Source organism: Coleofasciculus sp., from assembly GCF_046539235.1.
GTDB lineage: Bacteria > Cyanobacteriota > Cyanobacteriia > Cyanobacteriales > Coleofasciculaceae > Coleofasciculus.
In genome coordinates, this window is record NZ_JBKHHI010000048.1 from 1 (window position 1) to 24,599 (window position 24,599).

10 protein-coding genes are annotated in these 24,599 nt (G+C 45.6%); 3 read left to right on the plus strand and 7 right to left on the minus strand.

Annotated features, from left to right (window positions below; translation table 11 throughout):
* The first annotated feature begins 224 nt into the window (after window positions 1–224).
* Entirely contained in the window at window positions 225–3,404 is a 3,180-nt protein-coding gene (locus ACLFWI_RS06725; RefSeq protein WP_446412281.1) for an efflux RND transporter permease subunit, read from the plus strand.
* A gap of 182 nt (window positions 3,405–3,586) precedes the next feature.
* The gene (locus ACLFWI_RS06730; RefSeq protein ID WP_446412282.1) at window positions 3,587–3,793 is read left to right on the plus strand and encodes a hypothetical protein; all 207 of its coding nucleotides are present in this window, start codon (window positions 3,587–3,589) and stop codon (window positions 3,791–3,793) included.
* A gap of 350 nt (window positions 3,794–4,143) precedes the next feature.
* Here ACLFWI_RS06730 and ACLFWI_RS06735 read toward each other — a convergent pair whose 3' ends face one another.
* Together ACLFWI_RS06735 and ACLFWI_RS06740 are read right to left on the minus strand one after the other, a co-directional pair.
* Window positions 4,144–4,431 (minus strand): hypothetical protein, encoded by a 288-nt coding sequence (locus tag ACLFWI_RS06735; RefSeq protein WP_446412283.1) that lies wholly within the window; start codon window positions 4,429–4,431, stop codon window positions 4,144–4,146.
* Window positions 4,432–4,574: 143 nt separating this feature from the next.
* Window positions 4,575–4,766 (minus strand): hypothetical protein, encoded by a 192-nt coding sequence (locus ACLFWI_RS06740; protein WP_446412284.1) that lies wholly within the window; start codon window positions 4,764–4,766, stop codon window positions 4,575–4,577.
* A gap of 197 nt (window positions 4,767–4,963) precedes the next feature.
* Here ACLFWI_RS06740 and ACLFWI_RS06745 point away from each other — a divergent pair, with 197 nt between their 5' ends.
* Window positions 4,964–9,586 (plus strand): hypothetical protein, encoded by a 4,623-nt coding sequence (locus ACLFWI_RS06745; RefSeq protein ID WP_446412285.1) that lies wholly within the window; start codon window positions 4,964–4,966, stop codon window positions 9,584–9,586.
* Between the two features lie 176 nt (window positions 9,587–9,762).
* Here the strand turns inward: ACLFWI_RS06745 and ACLFWI_RS06750 are convergent, their stop codons facing one another.
* From ACLFWI_RS06750 to ACLFWI_RS06770, 5 genes are all read right to left on the minus strand, one after another.
* Window positions 9,763–17,184, minus strand: coding sequence for an nSTAND1 domain-containing NTPase (locus ACLFWI_RS06750; protein WP_446412286.1), 7,422 nt, complete (start codon window positions 17,182–17,184; stop codon window positions 9,763–9,765).
* A gap of 249 nt (window positions 17,185–17,433) precedes the next feature.
* Entirely contained in the window at window positions 17,434–20,922 is a 3,489-nt protein-coding gene (locus ACLFWI_RS06755) for a caspase family protein (RefSeq protein WP_446412287.1), read from the minus strand.
* Between the two features lie 406 nt (window positions 20,923–21,328).
* Complete coding sequence (locus tag ACLFWI_RS06760; RefSeq protein ID WP_446412288.1) at window positions 21,329–22,789, minus strand: ShlB/FhaC/HecB family hemolysin secretion/activation protein; 1,461 nt, start codon at window positions 22,787–22,789, stop codon at window positions 21,329–21,331.
* Window positions 22,786–23,067: a hypothetical protein gene (locus ACLFWI_RS06765; protein ID WP_446412289.1), complete on the minus strand. Its 282-nt coding sequence runs from the start codon at window positions 23,065–23,067 to the stop codon at window positions 22,786–22,788. Before ACLFWI_RS06765 ends, ACLFWI_RS06760 begins: the two co-directional genes overlap by 4 nt.
* Window positions 23,068–23,276: 209 nt before the next feature.
* Window positions 23,277–24,599, minus strand: a 1,323-nt coding sequence (locus ACLFWI_RS06770; protein WP_446412290.1) for a glycoside hydrolase family 19 protein, incomplete at its 5' end; no start/stop codon positions are given.

Here is a 24,599-nt window from a genome sequence, read left to right on the forward strand (position 1 = left end):
ATTGTTGATTGTTCATGGTTGATTGTTGATTGTTCATGGTTGATTGTTGATTGTTCATGGTTGATTGTTGATTGTTGATTGTTCATTGTTCATGGTTGATTGTTCATCCTCTCCCCCATCTCCCCCATCTCCCCCTACATCAGAAATGGGGTTTGGAGACCAAACCCCTACAACTCCCATCTCCCCCATTCCCTGTTCCCTATTCCCTGTTCCCTAAAATTTAAATGTTTGTCGAATTTTTTATTAAACGACCTGTATTTACGACTGTTTGCTCCCTGATTGTCCTGTTAATCGGAGCAATGAGTATTCCCACGCTACCTGTTGCCCAATATCCCGATATTAGCCCCAAACAAGTTAGTGTCCAAGCTAACTATAATGGTGCCGATGCTCAAACCGTGGAAAATGCGGTGACGACTATCTTAGAACGGGCAATTAATGGTGTCGATGGGATGCGCTACATGACATCAAGCAGTAGCAATGATGGCACCAGTTCAATCAATATCACCTTTGAAGCAGACAAGGATCAGGATATTGCGGCGGTTGATGTGCAAAATCGCGTCTCTTTAGCTGAGCCCCAATTGCCAGAATCTGTACTCCAAACTGGGGTGACGGTAAATAAGGAATCGACTAACTTCCTGATGGGATTTGGTCTGTACTCAGAAAATGGCGAGTACGATAATCTCTTTTTAAGTAACTATGCCGACTTGTATTTGGTAGACGCCCTAAAACGAGTGAATGGGGTGGGAAATGTGCGAATTTTTGGCGAACGTACTTATGCGATGCGCCTTTGGCTAGACCCGCAACGCCTTGCTAGTCGTAACCTGACGGCGCAAGATGTGGTTGATGCACTGCGGGAACAGAATATCCAGGTGGGCGCAGGGCGTATTGGTCAACCGCCCGCGCCAGAGGGACAGCAATATCAAATTGACTTACGGGCAATTAGTCGCTTAGAAACGGTTTCGGACTTTGAGGAATTGATTTTAGCCACCGATGAAGATGGCACCCTGATTAAACTTAACGATGTTGGTCGTGTAGAATTGGGGGCGCAAAATTATGGCACGTTCCTGCGATTTCGAGCAAATGAAGCCGTCGGGTTGGGAATTATTACCGTTCCTGGGAGTAACGCCCTAGACGTAGGGAAAGCGGTGAAAGCGGAAATGGCGAAACTGGCGGCGGATTTCCCACCAGGGATGACCTATGATATTGGCTTTGACACCACAGATTTTGTTAATCAATCCCTCTCGGAAGTGGTGTTCACCTTGCTAAAAGCAGTGGGATTGGTGGTGTTGGTTATTTTTGTGTTCTTACAAGACTGGCGCACCACGATTATTCCAGCAATTACGATTCCTGTATCTCTAATTGGCACGTTTGCTTTTGTCAAAATTTTTGATTTTTCGATTAATAGTTTGACCTTATTTGGGTTGACGCTCGCCACGGGCATGGTGGTGGATGATGCAATTGTTGTAGTTGAAGATATCACCACCAAGATTCAACGCGGGGGAATCAAATCTCGACAAGCGGCGATTATTTCCATGCGGGAATTGGTGGGGGCGGTAATTGCCACGTCATTGGTGTTAATGGCGGTATTTATTCCAGTGGCTTTCTTTCCGGGGACAACGGGGGCGTTATACCGACAATTTGCGCTAACCATCGCGTTTTCAATTGCCGTTTCCACGTTTATGGCGCTGACGCTGACGCCAACCCTGTCTGGCTTAATCTTGCGGCAAAAGCCAGAGGCGACGGGGTTTTGGGGTCACTTTTTTGATGGATTTAATCGGTTCTTAGACGGAATGCAGCAGCGATATCGGCGATTTCTGATTATCCTGACTCGCGTGAAAACTCTGGTGATTGTGGCGTTTATTGGTTTATTAGCACTAACGGTGTGGGTTTACGAAAGTGTGCCATCCGCATTTCTCCCGGATGAAGACCAAGGCTATTTTATGACGATTGTCCAAGGACCAGAGGGTTCGTCGCTCAACTACACCCATGATGTGATTGAGCAGATTGAAGATATTATTTTACCCCTGGATGAAGTGCGGGCTACGTTTGCGGTGGGCGGTTTTGGCTTTAGTGGGAATACGGCGAATAGCGCGATCGTTTTTACCACGCTGAAGCCTTGGTCAGAACGCACTGATCCCTCTCAATCCGCTGAAGCTGTGATTAATCAAGTCCGGGGACGTTTGTTTGGGATTAAAGAAGCTAGAGTGTTTCCCGTAAATCCTCCCTCAATTCGTGGCTTGGGGAGTTTCGGCGGGTTCCAATTTCAACTCCAAGACCGCCGAGGTAATTTTAGCTTGGATTCGCTAATTGAAAACATGGGGAAATTACTGGGTGCGGCGAATCAGAATCCCCAGTTACAGGCGGTGTTTAGTACCTATGCGGCGAATACACCCCAGTTACAGATTGAGGTGAATCGTAACCGGGCGAAGGCGTTGGAGGTGGATATTGATGATATCTTTGAGACGTTGCAGACCTATTTGGGGTCGCGTTATGTGAATGACTTTACCCTGGAACGGCGCACCTATCGTGTCTATATCCAAGCGGACGCCCAATTCCGTTCAAATCCGGAGGATATTAATCAATTGTATGTGCGCTCAGCAAGGGATGAAATGATTCCTCTGGGGAATTTAGTTACCGTTACCCCAACGACAGGGGCGCAAACCATTAATCACTATAACTTGTTCCGCTCGATTGAAATTAATGGGTCAGCCGCGCCAGGAGTCAGTTCGGGAGACGCGATTCAAGCCATGGAAGAAGTCGCTGCTGAGGTATTACCGCCGGGATTAGGCTATGAATGGTCGGGGTTATCCCTGGAAGAAATCCAGTCGGGAGGTCAAGCGACGATTATTTTTGGCTTTGGCTTGGTGTTTGTGTTCTTAGTGTTGGCGGCTCAATACGAAAGTTATATCGACCCGATTATTATTCTCTTGGCGGTTCCATTGGCGATTTTAGGGGCGCTAATGGCGCAATCTCTGCGGGGTTTACCGAATGATGTCTATTGTCAGATTGGCTTGGTGATGCTGATTGGTTTGGCGAGTAAGAACTCGATTCTGATTGTAGAATTTGCCAATCAGTTGCGAGAGCAAGGGTTGACGCTGAGGAAAGCGGCGATTGAGGCGGCGCAGCAGCGTTTGCGACCGATTTTGATGACAGCGATTTCTACATTGTTCGGGATTTTTCCCCTCGTAATCGCCACTGGTGCGGGATCAGGAAGCCGCCAATCCCTGGGGACGGCGGTTTTCGGGGGAATGTTTGTCGCCACGTTCCTGAGTCTGTTTGTGGTTCCTATCCTCTATATTGTGATCAAATCGGGGAGCGATCGCTTATTTAATTCCCCTGGCAAAAACCAGAAGACACCGGAGTCACAAGAGCTTGAGCCGAAACCTGAAGTAACAATGCGGTAATATTCATTAAAGGAATGCCGCAGAATTCATCAAAAAGTATAAACAAAAGTTAGGCAATGTTAACAAAGCCATAATTTTGTTGCAAAAATTGACTTTAGTTACCCAGTTTCCCTAATCTTTGGTAAAAGTAAACGTAGAATACAGCAAATTACTACAGTTTTTTTCAGTTTAGGTTAGGGAAAATGAATAGTAAGCGAATTATTTTCTCCAGCATTATCACTGGCATTGCGGGTGTAATCTTAGGCATCGGCGTGGCTGAAATTAATCATGCTGATCAGCGACCCAATGCCATGTCTCAATATGCCACAATTGGCGGGGTGATGGGATTAGCCGTGGGTGCAGGTCAACAGGCGCTGCGAGAATTAGAGCAGTTGTCAGAAGAGTCATAAGTAAGTGGGGACAATTAAAGTTAACGGCTGAGATCGTCATTTGTCATTTGTCATTTGTCATTTGTCATACTCGCTATCGCGAGAAGCAAGCTACGCCCTTTGTAAGGGTTTGAGGCTTGTTTACATAACTCCATAAGGTTGAATTTATTTCCGCAAACCTGCTTAATAGACGCGCTATATAGCGATCCTCGTATAACCAAGTAAATTTTAGCTGACAATTTAAGACTTTGAACCCGTTTTAACGGGTTTTAGCTTTTAGCCAGAACTTTAGTTCTCGGCTATTTCTGTGTGACTTAAGCAATTTATTCCAGGCATTGACTACATCTTAATTATCGGAATGACAGAACTTTTTAACTGTCGTTTTGCATAATTAATTCAAGTAACCAAAAACAAACAACCGTTAACCCTGTCAAAACTGTACCCGTGGCAAAACACCAACTATATCCAAAACTCGCCGCTATATAGCCGCTGACAAGAGAACCCACCATTGTTGCCTTACCTACATCGGTGATACTCCCACCAACGACTTGCACGATAAACAGGGGAAGCAGGTTAATGAAAAAGCATTCCCCTATTTTGTAGGGAACTAAATGGAAAAACCAAAGCGGCGTTGAAGATAACAAACTGATTTTAACCATAAGGTTTAGCCGGCTCATCCCGGTTTAGATAAATGTGAAAGGCACTAACGTTTTCAGCGAGTATCGCTATTCAAAAGTAGAGATGTAGTATGCTACGTCTTTTGAAAATTTAAAGAAGTCAAAAGGAATTTTATGCGGCTCATTTACGGTGAGAACAAGCCACATAAGACGGCTTTAAGTTTGCTATTGGCTTGGTGGCGAATTCCCGGCTTAATCGGATAATGTCCCCGTTGATTCGGAGTCATCGGCTCATAATCCGTACCATCTGATTCTGGTAACTGGGTATGGTCAGGAAATTGAGGCGGTAGATTAATCTCTGTTAATAGGTCTGGCATAGTCGAATGAGTGTGGCAACAAATAACTGCCCCTATTTTCCCGCATCGATGATCTTTACCACGCCAGTAGGGGCAAATCATGAATGACTCCTACGTCCTCATTGCCTGTTTTGGTATAAATTGTTACTCAAATCGTTTCCGCTACTTTCTCGATTAGACGAAAATAGAGATATTAAGAGAAGAACGGGAACTCTTGAATGTACATCTATCGCACCTCTGGGTTTAATGAGAAAGCAGAACGCTATGGAATTCGCGATCGCATCGATGATCTGTGTACTCAACTGCAAACTCAACGACTCGATGAAGTGCAATCCCGGTTTGAGCGAGTATATCCTTATCTGAAGCGCCGCATCCTCAACCGCCGCCTGATTGGTCGTATCCTGCATCTGGATCATCAGCAACTGTTGTGCTTCGTTGATATCTTTAAACGGGGTGATCACGACTATGAACAGTTTCTGGAATCCCCCCTTGATTATGGTCGCACCCATCTGGAACCCCAACTCGACCTGCAACAGATTCGCGATTGGCTAACCCAAGCCCAATCTCAGCAACAGGCGGTTGCACCCTTACCCGAACTCCCGCAACGCTTGCGCCCTTGGCTTGATCCGCCGGGATGGGAACGGGATATTGTTCCCGATGATTGGGTGATCTATGAAAGTGAAGAATGGGTGAGACAGTTTACCACGGTGAAACTGCAACAGACGTGGAAAACCTACTATCAGATTATTTCCCAGATTAATACCCATACCGCCACATCTACGGGAAATGGCAATGGTCATCCTGTAGCCATCCCAACCGATAGCTTCGCCGAAACCCTAATCGTTTCCCGTGAACCCCACCTTCCCGAAAATGTCAACCTCTGGAGTGAAAACAATTGTTACGTTCTCTACAGCAAGATTGAAACCACTGACGCCAGTGTTCGCGGTGTCTTGTTTCTCTTAGCCGCCTTTGATCATCCCCCCTCCAGCGCCGAGATTCGGGAAGTGGGAGTGCGAACCACCCTATTTAATGGTGCAAACACCCCCAACCGCTTATCCCAACCCCTGACTATCCACGAATTAACCCCCTTCGCCCGTCGTTCCTATCCCGCTTACCTCTTAGCCGATGACGAAAGTTGGCTGGCGATTGAACGGGGGAGAGAGGCAAATCTCGCCCTTTCCCCGGAAGAAGAGGAGATTCTCCAATCGGTGTCTTGTCCTACCCTCGAAACCGACTCACTTCCCCTATTTATTAATGGACGGGCGGGTAGTGGCAAGTCCACGATGCTGATTTATCTGTTTGCCGACTACTGCTACCGTAAATATTACACCCCCCAAGGACATCGCCGTCCCGAACCGCTTCCGGGTAAACCCCTGTTTCTCACCTACAATGAACGGTTATTAGACATTGCCCGAGATGGGGTCAACCGCCTCCTGCGTTCCCACCACCGCTTTGTCGCTGAACGCAGTCCCGGTGATGACATTCCCAATTGCGATCGCTATTTTCAACCTTTTGGTAAATTTCTGTTAAGCTTACTCCCCCCCCAGGAACGACAACGGTTTAACCCAGACCACTATATTTCCTTCCATCGGTTCAAACAACTGTATCAAGGAACCTGTCCCGAACCCGCCCTAGCCAAACTGATCCTGCATCTTCCCCAATCCCGCCGCTATTCTCCAGAAATTTGTTGGCACATTATCCGCAGTTTTATTAAAGGCTATGGTCAATCGGACGACATGACGCCAGAAGACTATCAGGAGGAAGTTCCCCGCAAAGAACGCACGATTGATGTAGAGAAATTTCAGGGAATCTATGACACGATTTGGCAACACTGGTATAAACATCTAACCACGGAACTGGGTTACTGGGATGACCAAGATTTAATTGCCAGAGTCTTGGAATTGAAGTGTTATCATCCCGACTATACCGCCATATTCTGCGATGAAGCCCAAGACTTTACTCGCCTAGAGTTACAGCTAATTATGCGGCTGTCGCTGTTTTCCCAATACCATTTGGGATACCAACCGATTCCGAGTTTACCCTTTGCCTTTGCGGGTGATCCGTTTCAAACCTTAAACCCAACTGGATTCCATTGGTCTAGTACCCAAGCGGCTTTTGATGCGGAAGTGATTACCGCCCTTGATCCGGCGGATCAATTAAAGCTGACGGTTAATTTTCAGGAACTATCCTATAACTATCGGTCGAATCAGTCTATTGTTCAATTCACCAATTTAATTCAGCTTTGGCGTCACGTCCTCTTTGACATTCCCGAACTCCAACCCCAAACCGCATGGCATCCAGGTGATTTTCCTGAACCGCAAATGTTTATTCTCAATCAGACTATTAGTGCGGAGGAATTAATTACCTATATCAAAGACACGATTATCATTGTTCCCTGTGAAGAAGGGGAGGAACTGGCCTATGCCCAAACGGATGAAGTATTATCTCAGATTTTTCCGCAGTTGAATCCGAGGGAACAGGGAACACCTCGGCTTACCTCGACTCCGCTCGGTAACACGCTCGGTGTGTCACAGGGAACAGAGGAGATGAGAGAATTAACTCAACATTCCACACTATCCCCAGAACCATTAAAAAATGTTTTAAGCGCCATTTCCGCCAAGGGATTGGAATTTAAACGGGTAATTTTGTATAAATTTGGTGAAGACTGTAGCGATAATGTCTGGAAACTACAAGGAATTGACCAAAAAGTCAAAGTTGAATATTTTTTCAATAAACTCTATGTTGCGGCTAGTCGGGCAACGGATTATTTATTTATCGTCGATTCAGACAAAGGAAACCGTCAACTGTGGCACTATGCCAGTGATGAAGCCTTGTTACAGGCAATGCTAGGCTATGCTAAACACAAAAACTGTTGGCAAGATAATGTGAAAACTCTGGCACCGGGTATGCCAAATATGGTACAGACAATGCGGGAAGATGACCCGGGTGCGATCGCGCAAGAATTTCAGCTTAAAGGATTACACGCAGAGAATCCCAGTTTACTACGCCGAGCCAAACAATTCTATCGTGATTTAGGGGATATTACTCAAGCCAACTCTTGTCAGGCGTGGGCGCTGAAGTTTGAGAGGCAGTATCGAGACGCGGGTCATTGTTTCCTAGAGTTGGGGGAATCCGATCAGGCGTGGGATTGCTTCTGGCAGGGGCTGTGCTGGTCAGAATTGGTGGCTTGGTATGATTCGCACCCCCAACATCAATCAGCGGCTGAGGGCATCCTGGCGCGGTTTATGGTGACACCTACGGATGATTTAGCCGCGCTGGATAGTTTTACTCGGTATATTATCAGTCATGAATCATCGGTTATTCAGGGAAATCAACAGGTTAATCAGCAAAAACAATGGCAGCAAGGAATTAAAGATTATGCCCGTCGCATTGAAACCCTTGCCAATGATTCCTCAATACCCTCATCACAATGGCAGCAGTTTGGTGAAGTTCTAGCTATCTTAGCCTCAGTGGGTTATCCCGAACTAAAGGTGCAAGCGGGAACCTGTTTTTATCGCGCCCAAAATTATGATCAAGCGATACAGTATTGGGACGAAAGTAATGCAACTCAACTCCCAGACTATCATCGGGCAAAAGCCTTTACTGTCGGTATGCCAGACGGATTAGCGCATTTGGCACAAGCAGGCGAAGCTGATCAGATTATTCACCAATGGCGGCAAGCTGACAAACCGCGCGATCGCAAATGGCTGCGCTATGTCGCCCAGGCGTTGGAAATGAAGCAGGAATACCAACAAGCCTGTGTGGTTTATGTAGGGTTGGATGATTTAGCCAAGGTTAAAGACTGTTTTCGACTGGCGACGCGGGATGGGATTAGAATCAAGCTACTACGGCTACTGTTCCGTTATTTCTTCCGCCAGAAATACTGGCAAGATGCCCTGGAATTGCTAGAAACCGATTTGCCCAATGTCATTGGTTCAACCGAGGAAAAAGCCGCGTTAAATTCCGACATTGTTTATGAACTAGCAGGGTCAGAATTAGTCCCGCAAAACTTGAGCAAAGAGCAACGCCAACAGTATGAACAATTTATGAAAGAGGGGGTTTTATCCAATTGTGACTGGCAAGACTACCTGTTGATGCCACAGATAGGAATTGCTCTGGAAAAAGTTGGAGCATTGGTGGAAACATTAGCATTTTACGAACAATTTGTCAACGACACTAACCTACAACAGCGTCAATTTGCCCGGGAACGTTGGATCGCGACGAAGAAAAAACAGGTGGATTATGTGACGAATCAGGGAAAGCTGAGGAAAGCAGCAAAATTGCAGTCAAATTTGATTAAAAAAGCGCAGCAGTGGGCAATGAATCCCGATGGTATCTCTGTAATTCCCCCATTAGCGCCAAGAGAACGTCCTTTGACAGATAAGGGAGTTAACTCAAAACCTAGTCAGGGCGGGTTTTGCCCAAACGTTATGATCAATAGCGAAAAGCAAATTCCATTACCCGCCTCTACACACTCAATACTTCCCCAATCCCCTAAAAATGAGCAACTCACAATTACTGGATTACCCCCGGAAATAAGAGTAGAGGAATTTGAGAATGGGGTAATCGGATTTACGGTGCGTCACTTGGCAATTAAGGTAATGAAATCAATCCATCACGTTTTAATTACTGATATTCTCAGTAATCGAGAGGTACGTGTAGATTGGGAAAAATGTCAGGTAAATTTAGGAGACGCGACGGTGGAAGCTGGGGAAAGTCAACAGTTATCCTTTACGCTGGTTGCTAGTGGTTATCGGGGTGTTCTATTCTGTAATCAGCCAGAACCGCGACTGGAATTGGAGATTCAGGGGTGTCAGGAGCGGATTGCGATCGGTTTGTAGTCAGCACTTTAGTGCTGGGAAAGCAAGCAGAGTAAGCCACTAAAGTGGCTACTACAAACCGTTCGTTCGTAGTCACTTCGTGCTGGGAAATCAAGGATTTGAAGCCACTAAAGTGGCTACTACATACTGGCTACTACAAACTGGCTACTACAAACTAGCTACTACAAACCTCCTTTTCAAGGCTGTGAGTGGCTTTCTGTTTTAGTGAATGGGTGAATCACAAAATCATAGCCATAACCGGAACGAGAACCTGGCTCAATCGTGACGAGTTGGCTCAAGGGATTGGTTAACTGATTTTTGCGATCGCCTGATGGTAAGAATTGTACCTTACCGGTTACACCATCAACACTAAAACTTTCTGAACGTAGGGTTTCAGCCACCCCTTGACGAGTGGGATTCTGCTTCAGTGCGGCAATCAGGGCTTGGGTGGCATCATAAGATAGGGCGGTGCGCCAGCTTACATCTGCCCACCAAAGCTTTCTTGATGTCTGGGCAAAATGGGACTGAGAATTGCTAATATGCCAGGGAACTGCAATCATCATGTCTTTGACATTTTCTTCTTCCTGGGCAACTTCCAAGAGTTTCGTACCATAGAACGCATCTCCCCCTAAAATAATTTGGTTCCCACGCTTTTGTTTGATGATCTCAATCGCGTCGTCGATTTCCTCCCTGTCGAGCAATAATACCAGCACCTTAGCACCTTGCTGCGTGGATTCTTGAACCGTCTGTTGGGCATCAAAATTAAGATCAGACAAGTCAAATTCTTGCAAAACTTGCCCTCCTGCTGAACGCACAGCATCACTAAATGCTAACTTCAGGGATTGGCTATACTGACTTTGAGAATTATAGAAGACAACAGCGTTTTTCTCCTGGAGTTTATTTAGCATAGAGTTAGCCAACGTTGTCGCCGTGGTATTATCGTCGGGTGCGGTGCGGAACCTATATTGACTTGAATACCAAGGGGGTTTAAACCATTGCGTAGAGGTACTAACTGGAGAAATGGCGGCTAATTTGTTGGCTTGATAAACCTTTCCCGCCGCTAGAGTAACATCACTGGCAAAATGTCCGACAACCCCCAGCACGTCCGGATTTTTGCTCAATTCTTGGGCGATTTGTTTACCGACTTTGGGATCGTTGTTATCATTAGCAATTAATACCCGCAAGGGTACACCATTAATCCCACCTTCTCGGTTAATTTCATCTTGAGCTTGAGCCACACCACGCAAGACTTCCAATCCATGATGAACATTATTCCCTAGGGGAACCGATACAGCAATGGTGTAGGATTTTCGAGTGCCAATGCGAGCATTATTCAAGTAAATTAAGGCTTCGGGATCATTGCGGTTTTCCTCGAGGGATGAGGTGAGTTCATCAATCGCTGTGGGAAAAGCACCAGCGGCGATTTCTTGCACTCCGGCTTGCTTGTCCGGATTGGTGAGGCTGGGTACTAAGAGTTTATCACCCCCCCGACTCAGGATTCTCTGGGTGGATACAGCGATTCCACCACAAAGTTGGCGATCGGGGTTATTCTGAAAATAATCTCCGATTGTATTGCAAATTCCTGCCTTGAGAGCGTCTACATCACCTATTTGCCGCAGTTCAATCGAGCCATTGTTTCGACCAATTGCTAGGAATTTGCCATCCTGACTAAAGGCGACATTTGCAACACCTTGAGCCTGATGAGTGGAAATTAGGGACAGTTTCGCTTCAGATTTATCCGATGTATCCCATAGATTGAGTGTGCTATTCTGACCAATGGTAGCGATGATGTTACTATTGGGACTAAAGACTAAACGGGTAATACTGGTTTGCTTTGTGGGAATTTGGTCGAGTAAGTTCCCCTTTGTGTCCCACAGTTTTAGCAGTCCTTGATTTCCAGCCGTTGCTATTTTCTTATTGTTGGGACTAAAGGCTACACTTTGAATAGGTTGCTGGGTTTGGAATTGATCCACTGACTGATTGGATAGTTTACCCCATGAGACAGTCCACAGGTTCAGGATATTACCTTGTGCCGTTGCCAGTTTTTTTCCGTCTGGACTAAAGGCTAAACTATTGATTTGTGTTCGACTTAGTTGGCTTTTGGAGATATCGATAGGATTGAGAGTGTCATTCTGAATTTGCCACAGCTTGAGTATACCATTACTGCCAATTGTGGCTAATTTCCGCTTATTGGGACTAGCAGCGAGACTCTGGATTTGTTGTTGCTGAGTGGCAAAGGACTTAATTTGGTTAGTGGAGATAGTCCAGAGCTTAATCGTATCATCTTTGCCCACAATAATCAACGTCTCCCCATCCGGACTAAAGGTTACATTCTTCACGCCTCCGTATTGCTGTTGGACGATTTCAGCAGCCGGATTTAAACTGACTGTACCATCCTCTCGGACATTCCAGAGGTTGAGTTGATTGTTTTTATTAATCGTGGCGAGGAGTTCCTGATTCGGACTAAACTCCATACGTTGAATCGTCCTCTGTGTAGTCGAGAATTGAGCCGGACGGTTACTAGATATGTCCCATACCTTGACAGTACCATCTCCTCCCCCGGTAACCAGTTGCCTGCTATCTAAGGGACTAAAGGCTACACTATAAAGTTGTCCTTGTCCGGTGTCAAATTGTTCGACGAATTGGTTCTGGGTGATATCCCATATCCGGACTAACCCCGTCTCATCTTCCCCTGCACTTGCACTTGCGATCGCGAGTCGTTTTTCGTCTGGACTAAATGCTACGCTGGTGAATGTCTCCTTGTCTTTTATGGGAATGGGAAGTTGCTGAAATTGATCACTTTCTTCATCCCAAAGATTGATAGTGTCACCGTCTTTTCCTACCGTGACGAGATGTTCCCCATCGGGACTACTGGCTAAACCTTTAATCAGTCCTAAATCCTTGGGGAAAGGTTCGGTACAATGTTTACCCGATGATGTTTTTTTGAAGTCTCCCTCATGAAGGGGGAAAAAGCGCATCGTGCCATCCTCAAAAATAGTCATCATTCCAGCATATTCGTCGTCTTCAAGTTGATTATATCGCCAGTTGTCTTCATCCGGTTCAGTACCATCATTGGTATCGATGAAGGCGAACACAACCTGAGTGATAGGATTGGGGAATGATTCGCTGTTCTCATCCGTATTGTTGTTTTCCTGATCACAGACTAGCATATCTGGCAGTGAAATTGTATCAATTTCCTCACCTGATGTATCTCGGATACTGATTTCACTATCCTCTCCACTGGTTAGCCAGAGATTCCCTTCTGGACTAAAGGCGATACTTTTAATATTTCCTGCATCTGTTTTAAATCGGGCAGTTTGTTGACCCAAATTATTCCAAAGTTTTACAGTATCGTCTCCTGCAATAGTTGCCATTGTCTTGCCATCAGGACTAAACACAGCACTCGTAGCGGTTATCGTTTGATTACTGGCTTCAATTGGTGGTATTTCTACAATAGGCTTGTCCCAAATCCGTTTGATGAATGACTGCCAAGTTCTATCGTGCGACTGCCAACTTCTATCGTGTAGCCTGATAGCACTATCTTCACCAATGGTAGCTAACCATTTTTTATCTTCACTGAAGGCAATATCGTAGACAAGGGTTTGTTCTGTTTTAATTTCCTGCGGCGTTGGGCTAGCGAGGGTAGCTGTTCTACCATTCGTTTGAATCGTCCATAGTTTAATTGTACCTTGATCACCACTGGTTGCCAATTTCCCGTCAGGGGTGAAGGCTAAGCTATAGACATTTCTTTTATCAGTGGGAAATTCTCCCAGCTTGTTGCCTGAGATGTCCCATAATCTGACAATATTGTTTTGTCCAACAGTGGCGAGGAGATTCTTATTAGGACTGAATGCTATGTCTTTAATAGGTACTGTGGGTTGGTTGTTTTGAGTAGGTACTGTGAGTTGATTTTTTTGAAGAGTTGCTGTCTGTTGGTTGTTTGGAGGTTGACCTGCTTGACCCAGTGGTGTATTGGCGATATTCCTTGGGATACATTTGCCCTGGTTAATGTCCCATAGATTAACGGTGGTGGTTGGATTATTCTGAGCGTCTTTTCTCTCTATAAGGGTTGCCAATAGCTTATTGTCATGACTAAAGGCTACACCAGAGATATTCCCTAGGTTAGCTTCAGAAGTATTGGCTGAGTTGGTTTCAGAAGTAGTATCTGGATTAGCACCAGAAGTATTGGCTGAGTTGGTTTCAGAAGTAGTATCTGGATTAGCACCAGAAGGATTGGTTGGGTTGGTTTCAGAAGTATTATCTGGATTAGCACCAGAAGGATTGGTTGGGTTAGCACCAGAAGGATTGGCTGGGTTAGTTCCAGAAGTATTCTCTAGGTTAGTTCCAGAATTATTGGTTGGATTAGCAATTGGGCAGATTATACTGTTTGAATTGTAATCGACGGTGCCATCATTTTTCAGATTCCACAACTTAACTGTACCATTTCCGCTCCCCGTTGCTAATCGTTTGCCATCCTGACTAAATGCTACACTATAGAGCAGATTTTGACCTGTTGAGAATTGGTCAACTTGATTACCTGATTTATCCCAAAGTCGAATTGTATCGCCATCACCAATGGTTGCCAATTCGTTAGTTTTCGGATTGAAAGCTACCTGAGCAAACGTCGCGCGATCGCTCTCTATGCGGTTGCGTTCTTTTACGGTATAAAAAGCCTTGTACATTGTTTCTTGAACTTCGGCTAAGGCGGTATCAGGAGGGAAAAATCGAACCAGTGGATGTTTGGAAATATCGACAGCTTTTAAAATATCGACAAAGGTGCGGATATCGCGATCGGATTTTAAATTGCCTTCTGCGGATTCTCTCCACGCCAGCATTTCTTCAATTTTAGCTTTTCGTTGCTCGAACACAGCCCAACCCGTTAACCAGACTAATCCCACTACTGTCAATAAAATAACTAACACAAGCCGATAAGTGTTTCTTCCTTTTTGGATAAGGCTTTCTCGCACAAACTCATCTTCGGTTTGATTAAACCAACTCTCTGGGGAGTCCAAACATAAATTCAACTGCGCGAGTCGAGGATCATTGTGCCAAAGGTAATTTTTTGAGAGCTCCTTTGATTGCTGTTTAGCTAGACGAGCCTTTTTAACCTTGCGGATGGGATGCTGGGCTTGAGCAATGAGAAAAGCTTCAATTTTTTCCAAGCAATAAAAAAAGTATTTTATTCTAAATTTAGATTTAGTTTTGCTATCTTTTTCTGGTTGATTGATTTCATGCCAATCATTCGCCGCTGGGGTTAATTTTCGCTGTAAAATTAAGGTTTCTTTTTCCTGGTCTTTCCACTCCCTCAGTCGCTGCCAGTTTTGGATTAAAGCATCATGGGCAGGTTCAACATAGGGTGGGTTTTCAGGATTTTCAGGATTTGTACCCTTAACCAATAGACGTGCCTGACAAAATTTCTTAATCACTTCTTGGGCACGATCTTTTTCTTTTAAGCATTCATTTTTGGGCAAAAAGTACTTGATCACAATAGGCAAATTTGATTTAACTGCCCACTTAATTAGATAAATATATACTAGCCAATTGACTTTATGATCGGGATAATCGAGTTCCGATAAAAGTACCCGACGGCGAGCTTCATCACCCACAGCAACCATCCGTAGCATCACCTGACGCACTGTTTTTTCGTAAGCTTTATCTTTTTTAACCAGATTTTTATACTCCTCATCGGCACGCTTGGTTACAGAACCAATGACTTTTCCTAAGGCTTTATAATCCGCATCAGTTAAGGCTCGGTTTTCTCTTCTTTCTTTCACAGACTTCAGGTATAATTCACTGAGCGTGAAGGAAAGAAGGGGTAATCCTCCTGGCATCTGTACAACTTCGTTAATCAGATCATCAACCAGACTGGGAGGCTCAAAATATAATACTTTTTCCGATGCAGGTTTTTCAATGACTTCCCGCAATTCATCCTGAGTCATCGGTGGCACGACAAACCTGGCATTTTCCCAGAATTCTTTGAGGATACCCTCTTGAAACTGTGCTTCAAAGTCAAGCCGCAACGTAACCACGACATCGAAACAATCTGGACATTGTTTAATCGCTTCTTTGAGGAGTTCCTGGAATTGCTGTTGTTCTGTGTGACTATCACCCGTTTTATTTTCTGGGTTACTATCACTTTGACTAAGAGTTGCCAACTCTTCAAACTGGTCAATAGCTAGCAATAATTGGTCGTCTGGATACCTTTTATGCCAGTCTTTAATCCGAGTTACTAGAGCTTGTGAGTCTTTGGCAAACTCTTCAGCTATTTGAGTTGCATTTTGACTCGTTTTATCGGCATTTTGTAAAACCTTTGCCAAAGCAGTTAGGGGACTGTCCCCCACGCGCATCTCTAAAATCCTATACTTATGCTCCGCCGCCAGACGCGGTAATAATCCGGCTTTCATTAAACTGGATTTACCCGTTCCAGAAACCCCTAAGATGACGGTTAAGGCTTGCTCTTCAGAAGTAGCATGAGCGCAAAGCTGATCAATCAGTTTACGTCTGCCGTAGAACAAGTTACTATCTTTTTGATCATAAGACTGCAATCCTCGGTAGGGATTATTTTCTGGATTAAGAGGGGGTGCATCCTCCAACTTATCTCGGTTAAATCCCGGCAAAAGGAAAAAGAATTCTCCTTTTTGATGTTTTTTCAGTGGACACAATCCTGGAGTTTGGCGCTGGTAATGTTCCTCTGTGGTTGTCTCAACTTTTTCCCGCAGGTAATAATGAATCTCACTCGCCGTGAGGATGTGATCTTGATTGAGATCAAAATTGAGATTAGAATTTTCATCAGTGGTTCCCTGTAAAGCCTCAAACAGAGCTTGAGCAAAGGGAGAATGTTTGCCATCTGAGGTTTTACCGCGTCGCGCCAAGGCATCCAAGGCTTTTTGATCATCTGCGGCTGAGGTGATGACTTGCCATGCGCGATCGCTAATGAAGCGATCAAAACGTTCTTTATAGATTTTGACTCTCGGCTCAAGATCTCGACTGAGGCTTGCCCAGCGGAATGCTCCAGCAAAACAACAGTCTAGAATGGTTAACAAATGCCGACAGGGAAGTTCGAGTAGAGCATCGTGTAACTCCTGCATGGGTAAGTACGTGTTGTTTTGGTATAAGATGGCATCTTGAGGAATCAGGTAGCCTGCTGGTCCATCCTGACTTTCGAGAGCATCTGAGGCAATTCCATGTCCAGCGAAGTAGAAAAGGATGCGATCGTCTTCACTAACATCTACTTTCCCTTGAGGAAGCGTTATTTGTTTACGTTTAAAGTCCTCAAGAAGTTGTTTGAATTTGTCAAGGGTTGCATCTTCGTTTAACAAAAGCAAAACTTCATACTTTTGTTGCTTTTGATACTTTTCAGTAAGCCGCTCATGTTGTTCTTTGAGAATGCGGGCAAGTTCTTCAGCATCAGGAGCGGCAGTCTGTAGGGGTGGGATGCGATTGTGATAGGTATTGATTCCGATAACGATAGCAAAATTTCGCTGAAAATTTTTCGATTTCGGCATGGGTACAGCCCTCTGATAAGAATGCCAATAAATTAAGATTTGTCCACGGATATCACACCCGTTACGGATAAAATAAACACCTGTGGGATCTGTGTAGGGGCGAGCCGCTTGCACTAATTAGAAACTCTATTCCACTCAATTTGCTCGGCTCGCCCTCTAATGTATCATTCTGAGCCTGGAAACGGTGCGTTACGCTTTGCTAACGCACGATGGCGCCGTGACCCAGCTAAAATTGTGCAATAGATTGGGTTCGTAGTGAGGGAACTTCAGCCCTCTCCAGATAGGTGTTAGAGAACTAAAGTTCTCACTACAAACAAAGTCCTATTTGAGGTGGGTCACGCCACTACATTTGGTTACATTTGGCTACCTTTGGGTTACCATTAAATTTGGCAAGATGTGAGATTTAGACTCTTGCGTCAAAGCTGTCAGTAAAGCCTTTAAGCCTTCTGGATGATTGAAATACGTCAAGTGATCACAAGCAACTTCTTGGATAAAGGGAGAAACACTCCATCCATCTGGAAGAGACTTAATGCTATGCACCGTTACCGCAATATCATTCGGTTCACCCAAGAACGGTAAAGCAACGGCTTTATCAAATAGCTTTTTCATTAACCGTTTGAGCAGAGTCGCTTTTTCCCCGTCTTCCTGCAACGCTGCTGGACTAATCGATGTATTCCCGGCAATAATGGAATAGGGAATACCTGGATCGTTACTGGTAGCTAGAGCCTGAATAAATTGAGAGTTGGGCTGCATTTGGTCCAATGCCACCTCAACGGTGTTCATCATCGCCTCACTCAGACTACCCAGCGCTTTCACTGGCAATGGTGTTTGGGAAAGACTATTTATACCTACAGCCATAACCATTGTTGCCCATTCTTTCACCGTTGCCCAAGGAGAACCAGCATTTGGTGTCCCCAACATGATCAAGTGTTGGACAACTTTATTGCCTTCCTCTTGTTCAATAAACCAACGGGACACTAATCCGCCCATAGAATGGGCAACAATGTGCAGAACTTTACCATGGTTGGCTCCTAAACCGACAGCTTCCAGTTGCTTTTTCAACAATCGAGCATTCTCTTCAATGGGCGTGTTTAGGTTCTCATAGTCAAAGGTTAGAACGAGATCGTAAAGCTCCCGAATAGAACGGTTGTTATCCTCTACTTTTAGGGGCTGTTGCAGGCTAGATACCAAACTTTTCGTATCGCCAATAATCCCATGAATGTAGAGAACAATTCGCTCGGATTGGGCAACTCGCTTTTTAACCACAGCGACATCGGTTTCATACGTTACTGTCTGATCATCTCCGACTTCAGCTATGGCGAGGAGAGGATATTGAAATTCCAAACCTAGCTGCTCTCGCACGACTTTCTGAAAACAGATCCGAATCGCCCCTTTTAGATCCCGTTTTCCTTGACTCACGGGTTCTGGTAATCGCTCTAGCTCAATTTCTGTCTTGCCGTCTTCAGTGCTTTTTCCTAAACCTAATGGCAGGAAAAACTCACCGTCATAGCCAATTGGCAAAATGTATTCATTGTCCTGTAATGGAGTGTCAACAACTAATTTCAGCGGTGCATCAGGGGTAACAACTGTATGGTTTTCTACATCGTCCAGTTCCAAGATACTCAACTCTGGAGCCGTGCCACGACTAACGGCAAATTTAAAGGATTGAGTCACATGGGGATCGTCTTGAAAGATAGGTGGCACAATCTTATTTCCCACATCCCGACTTACCTGAGGTGCGGTGGTTAAACGCACATTAGCTTGTAAGCTAGGATGCGGCTGCAATTGGACACCTGTCTTTAATTCTTGCGGTTTTTTACTAGAAACTTTAATCGCATCCAGGGGACGAACTGTGGTGATGACAACTTCCTCTGTGTACCAATTGTCAAACCTTCCTTTGCTTCTGGGTTCCAGATCACGACTTTGAACCCGATTCATCAAACGATCAAGAGTACTTTGATTCGGAGATGATACATCTCTTTTTGTCGGTCGAGGAGTGTCAAGCGCCTCCTGAGTCATTAACCGGGCGTCAAACTCAGTGGTGCTGACAATTAATTTCATGATATCTTTGAATTCGGTAATCCCCTGCTCCCATAACTCGTCTGGCACTTTGGGCGCTATACCACCGTATTCTTCTAGAACCACAACTTCCTCCTCCGGCTGAAGCCGCACACTACCTGTGTCAGAAAACAGGGCTTGAACAGCGAAAAGGTCTGTAAGATCAACTAAGGTAAGGTAAAGTGTTTTCTTACTTGTATTAGTGAGTTTGAGGTTAAATGCAGGCTGTTCCCACTCACCGTAGCTGTCACTGTACTTGTATTCCAAACGAATTTCCTTGGATTGAGATAATTCCTCACCCTCCTCTGACAAGAACGTCATCTTTACATCATCCGGTTTTATTGAACTGGTAGGAGGACTGTGAAGTTTAACAATTGCATTCCAGCGGGCAATATGTTCGAGGCGTTGAATTGCCTTTTGTGCATTTTCAATCGTATAGCCGTCAATTTGCTCTACTAGAGGGCGATCATCAGTGGGTCGAACAATTAAATATTGTTCATTACAGCACAGCAGGCGAAACTCTGCCTCAGCGAGTTCCTGTTCTTCACGCACATAGGCTGAGGGTTGGTTTCCAAAACTCGCTGACTGCAAAGCTTGACGTGCTAAATTAACTCCTGCTTCCTCTCCCTCAAAGGAAACACCTAAAGGTGGCATGGGTACGCTAGTAACAACGCCTTTAAACGTGCGATCCTTTGCCAAGTTTTCAATACCGCTAATTTCTACCTTACTCAGCGATGGCAACACCTGAGTTACTTTAGCTTCACCAACAGATTGTGACGGATCATGCAAGTCGTAGCAGTCCATCGGAAACAGTACTAGGAGAGTTGTTTCACCCTTATGATAACCTTTAACACCGTGGACAGCGCCCCCATCAATCACCCAACCATGGTCTTTGGTATACTGAACTGTGAAGTAGGGTTTACGTTCTGCGATCGCACCATCCAAGAAAAATCGGGTTTCATCCTCTGAATGAGTTACTTCAAACTGAGGGGATTGAGCTGAAACCTTGCTGCGAACTAAGGCATTGGCTTGCTTAAATAAGTCCCGATACGTCAACTTGCCATTGTTTCGCAATGTTTCCATCAAGAGATAGGAAAACGCTCCCTGCTGTTTGCCATCTACGGCGTCACTTGCTGTTTCGCAGTCCTGACAAGCGGCTAGGAGAATGTGGCGTCCTGTGGGTATCTTCCAACCACTGAGGTGATCTTCAGGGTTTCTACCACGAACTGATAAGGTTTCTAACTCCTCCGGTGAAAAGATGTAGCTATCGCAGGGGCGTTCGCGATCGTCTTTACAGAAGCGACGCACCCCTGTCTCTTGCAACAAATCTCTTGTTCCATTACCGGAATGACAGCAATCCAGGATAATACAAACGTGGGGATTTTTTTCGGAAACTTTAGCAATCAAGTATGCCAATTCTTTATCCGCTAAACCCCAGCCACCTTCAGCACGACTGTCATAACAAACTAACGTTTCTTCCAGTCGGTCTGGCTCTAAATGCCAAAACTCTTTGGGCGTTTTTGCTTGAGAACCATGACCACTGTAGTAGAACAGAACAATATCTTCGCTTCCTGCTTGACACAAATGCTGTTCAAAGCCATCAATAATTGCTTTACGGGTAGCCTCTTGGTTTAAGAGCTTGCGTATATGAGGCTTGTATCCGTCTGGTTGAGCAATCCGCTCTTTCAAGTACTCTTCTACGGCATTAATGTCATTCACACAGCCAGATAAGCTAGAGATGGGTTTAGGGTATTCGTTAATTCCCACTAGCAGCGCATAAAGATGGCGACTCATTTAAATTTCTCCTTATCAAAAATGACATAGTAGTCCAAAAACACAACAATTAGTGTTTTTGCTTAAACAAATGAAGCAAATTTGTATTTTTTTCCTAGCTACTATTGCACCTCATTAGCCACTTAATTACTACAATAATTTAGAAAATCTCTAACATCATGCTGCTTTGTGTAAACAAAATTGCTTAATTCTGTATTTTGTGTTTCTTTTTAATACAGTTGTCTTTGCAGAAATCTGCAAGACAGAAGACAAAAAAATAGGGTGACGCGCCAGTCGTGGCATAGCACACCTGATTTGATGAATTAAGCTTATGTCCGAAAACTGTAGGGGTGCAAAGCGTTGCGCCCGATTTAAGGGTAAAGTCTATTCTGATTAACCCTACCTATCGTTAGCAGTCCTCGATATCTCAAAAGGGTTGATAACGCAGGGAAAAGTAGAGTCCATTGTCTTGCAGCGAGTCCCCTTCATCATCAACGTCAATTAACGGGATGCCATAGTCGAGACGTAATAATAAATCTGGCGTAATTAACCAGTTTAACCCCAGTCCCAAGCCAGCAATCGTGGCGGGTTCAAGGGTAATGCCTTGGTTATTCCAAACGGTGCCAATTTCAAAAAATGGGGATAATTGGAGTATATTAGGGTTGGAGGTTAAGGGAATGCGAACCTCTACGGCACCCATAATCCCATTATCGCCCACTCGTTGATTGTTGGCATAGCCTCTGACGGTATCCACACCGCCGATTGTGAAGCGTTCTAGGGGAAGTAAGGCATCGGGGGTGAGTTGGGTATTAATTCGGGCGACGAGTAAGGCGCGGGGGGATAATTGTTCTACCCACTGAAATTGTCCAATCCAGGTAAAAAATCGCCCATCTATGCCGATATCATTAATCGTGGCATCAAAGGCATCAATGCCAAAACTAAATTGCGATCGCGCGGCTAAGACTCGTCCGGGACTACGATTGACCCAATCTTGATACAATCGAATCACTGTTACTTTCGATTCCCCATCGTCGGGACCTTCGGAGAAGGAAAAGGGAATATCATCTAGGATATAGGTTTGGCTGCGACGCAAGTCGAAGGCTACACCAATCCCTAATTCCCGTTCGGGGGTGTAGATCAGGGGTTGACGGAAATTGGCGGAAAGGTTGCGGCTTTCGCCTCTAATCTTTATGTCCTCGAAGGGTGCTTCGATAATCTGGCTGTTGGTATTGCTGTAACTTAGGGTTAAAGTGCCATCACGAGCATTGATGGGTAGGGTATAGTTCAGGTTGTAGAGGTTGACTCCTGAGGTGATGCCGTAGGTGGCACTGATGCGATCGCCAAATCCTAAGAGGTTATCATGACTGGCGTTAATACTATTCTGCACAGAACCCTGGCTGGGAGATTGGGTATTGGCGGTAGCGATACCAGCGCCAAAGGCGGAGGCTTCTTGGAGTTGGATTTGGAGGATATTTTGCCCTGGGGTACTCCCTGCGGTTAATTCGGCGTTGACTTGTTGGAAAAGGGGATTGAGTTGCAACAGTTGCAGGGTGGTTTCGAGGCGTTGTTGGTTTAAGGGGGGACGGGTGGCGAGTTCTAGGCGACGGCGGACATATCCTTCTCGGAGGCGGTTTAATCCTGTGATTTCAATCTGTTCAAGTTCCCCTTCGACGACTTGGATTTGAACGTCACCCTGGCTAAGTTCTTGATTATTGACGAGGAAGGCGCCAGAGGTGACGTAGCCGTTTTTAATGTAGAGTTGAGTGATATTTGAGCGGAGGTTGAGTAAGTCCTCGAAGCTGGCTTCCTGGTTTTGATAGGGTTCGATTAAGGCGGTAATTTCTGGGTGTAAGACGGTATTGCCGAAAACTTCTATGGTTTTGATCAAGATGCGATCGCGATCGCTTTCTGGGGAGGTAATATCTGGTGGGGGTTGGGAGGGTGGGGTTTGCAGTTGCGGTTGGGGAGGGGGTGTGGGGGTTCTGAGGGGAAGGGTGAGGCGGGGGGTTGGGGAATCGTTTGTTCGATGGTTTCGGGTGTTTCTGGGGGAAGGGTGACGCCTGGTGGCGGTAGGGATTGGGCTAGGGTATTCTGGGTTAGGCAGGTTGAGAGGGTAAGGCTAGAGATTGGTATAAGTATCCATCTTACTGTTGAATTGACCGTCATAGAGCCTCCTCGTAAAAGGCGTCAGCTTCTGTATTCTTGTTTTTCCCTGGAATCGGGCAAAACGGTAACGGCGCGATCGCACTGAACTCTATAGATATAATCGGTGGGCAACGGATAAACTCACTTCAGCTTCAGATTTACGATTCATCCGTTACATCCGTTCAACAATCCGTTGCCTACCTGAAGCGCTAAAGCGCTTACTACAAACTTTAATAGTGTGCCATGCGATCGCAGTATATATTATCGCCCATGCTCACACCTAACATCTCGCAAAAACGCTGATAGAAGCCAACCCTGTCCTCAACTTGGGGAGATGTGGCTTCTCCACATCCCTCAAGTTTACCATTGATGATGTTAATTGTCATCCCGAAACCGGGCGCACGTCCCTGGCTGATATCGCTGGGGTTGGGTGTCCAACCGCCAGTCATGACAGCGTGACCAGAGGGTTTGGGGGGTTGGGGCGTCATCCAGAACCACAGGGCGGTTTGAAACGCGATCGCACCATCGGTTTTGACTAAATCGGGGTTAGCTAACAAATTTATCCCCAAGGCTTCGCCCACTTGACCATAGTTATAGTTCCATGACAATTGCATTGGACCTCGCCCGTGATAGGTTTTACCGGGTACGCAGGGATAGCGGGTATTGCTGGGATCACAGTATTGGGTACAGCCTCCATGTTCACACCCTACCTCTTCGGTAAAATGGAGACCCCAGGCGTAAGGTCCTCCGGGCGCTGTATCCCAGCCTCCTGTTGTTTCGTGGGCAATATTTGCCAGGAACGCGGCTGCTTCGCGTTTACGTTGCTCATCGGCACCCCGGTTGCAAAACTCTGGGTACTTCTGAGTGGCGGCGACTAGGTTATCGTAGCTATACAAATCGTTCCGGTTGGGGAACATGGCGTCGTAGGTTTGGCGTGATACGATACTGGCAAAACCGCCACCCGACGGTGGAGGAGGGGGAACAGTACCGGGTTTAATTTTGACAAACACCTCCCATCCGCTAATTGAATTGCGATTAGCCACGAGTTCACGTCCGCCACCATCTTCAGCACAAACATACTGACCATTGTGGGCTTGCAGGGCGATTTGATTTCCCCCCAATTGATGCAAGGTGAAGGTTTCCCAGGCGTCAATACTACTGCGATTGGCGACCAGTTCACGTCCGCCACCATCTTCAGCACTGACATACTGACCATTGGGGGCTTGCAATGCGATTTGATTTCCCCCCAATTCATGCAGGGTAAAGGTTTCCCCGTTGCCAACTGTAGTCCGATTAGCGACAACAGGGCGTGCGCCATTCTCTTCTACACCCACATACTGACCATTGTAGGTTTGTAGGGCGATTTGTTGACCCGTTGACCCATTATTGTTGCCATTCCCTGACCCACTTCCTAATAAAGCGGTGACTGATTGGACGCCTAAGTTAATCGCTTCGGTATTAGTATCGACATAGATGTCAATCTTATTGCCTTTAATCGCTGTACCGATATCCAACGCCTTGGCGGAAACCTGTTGACCATCCCACAGGATTAA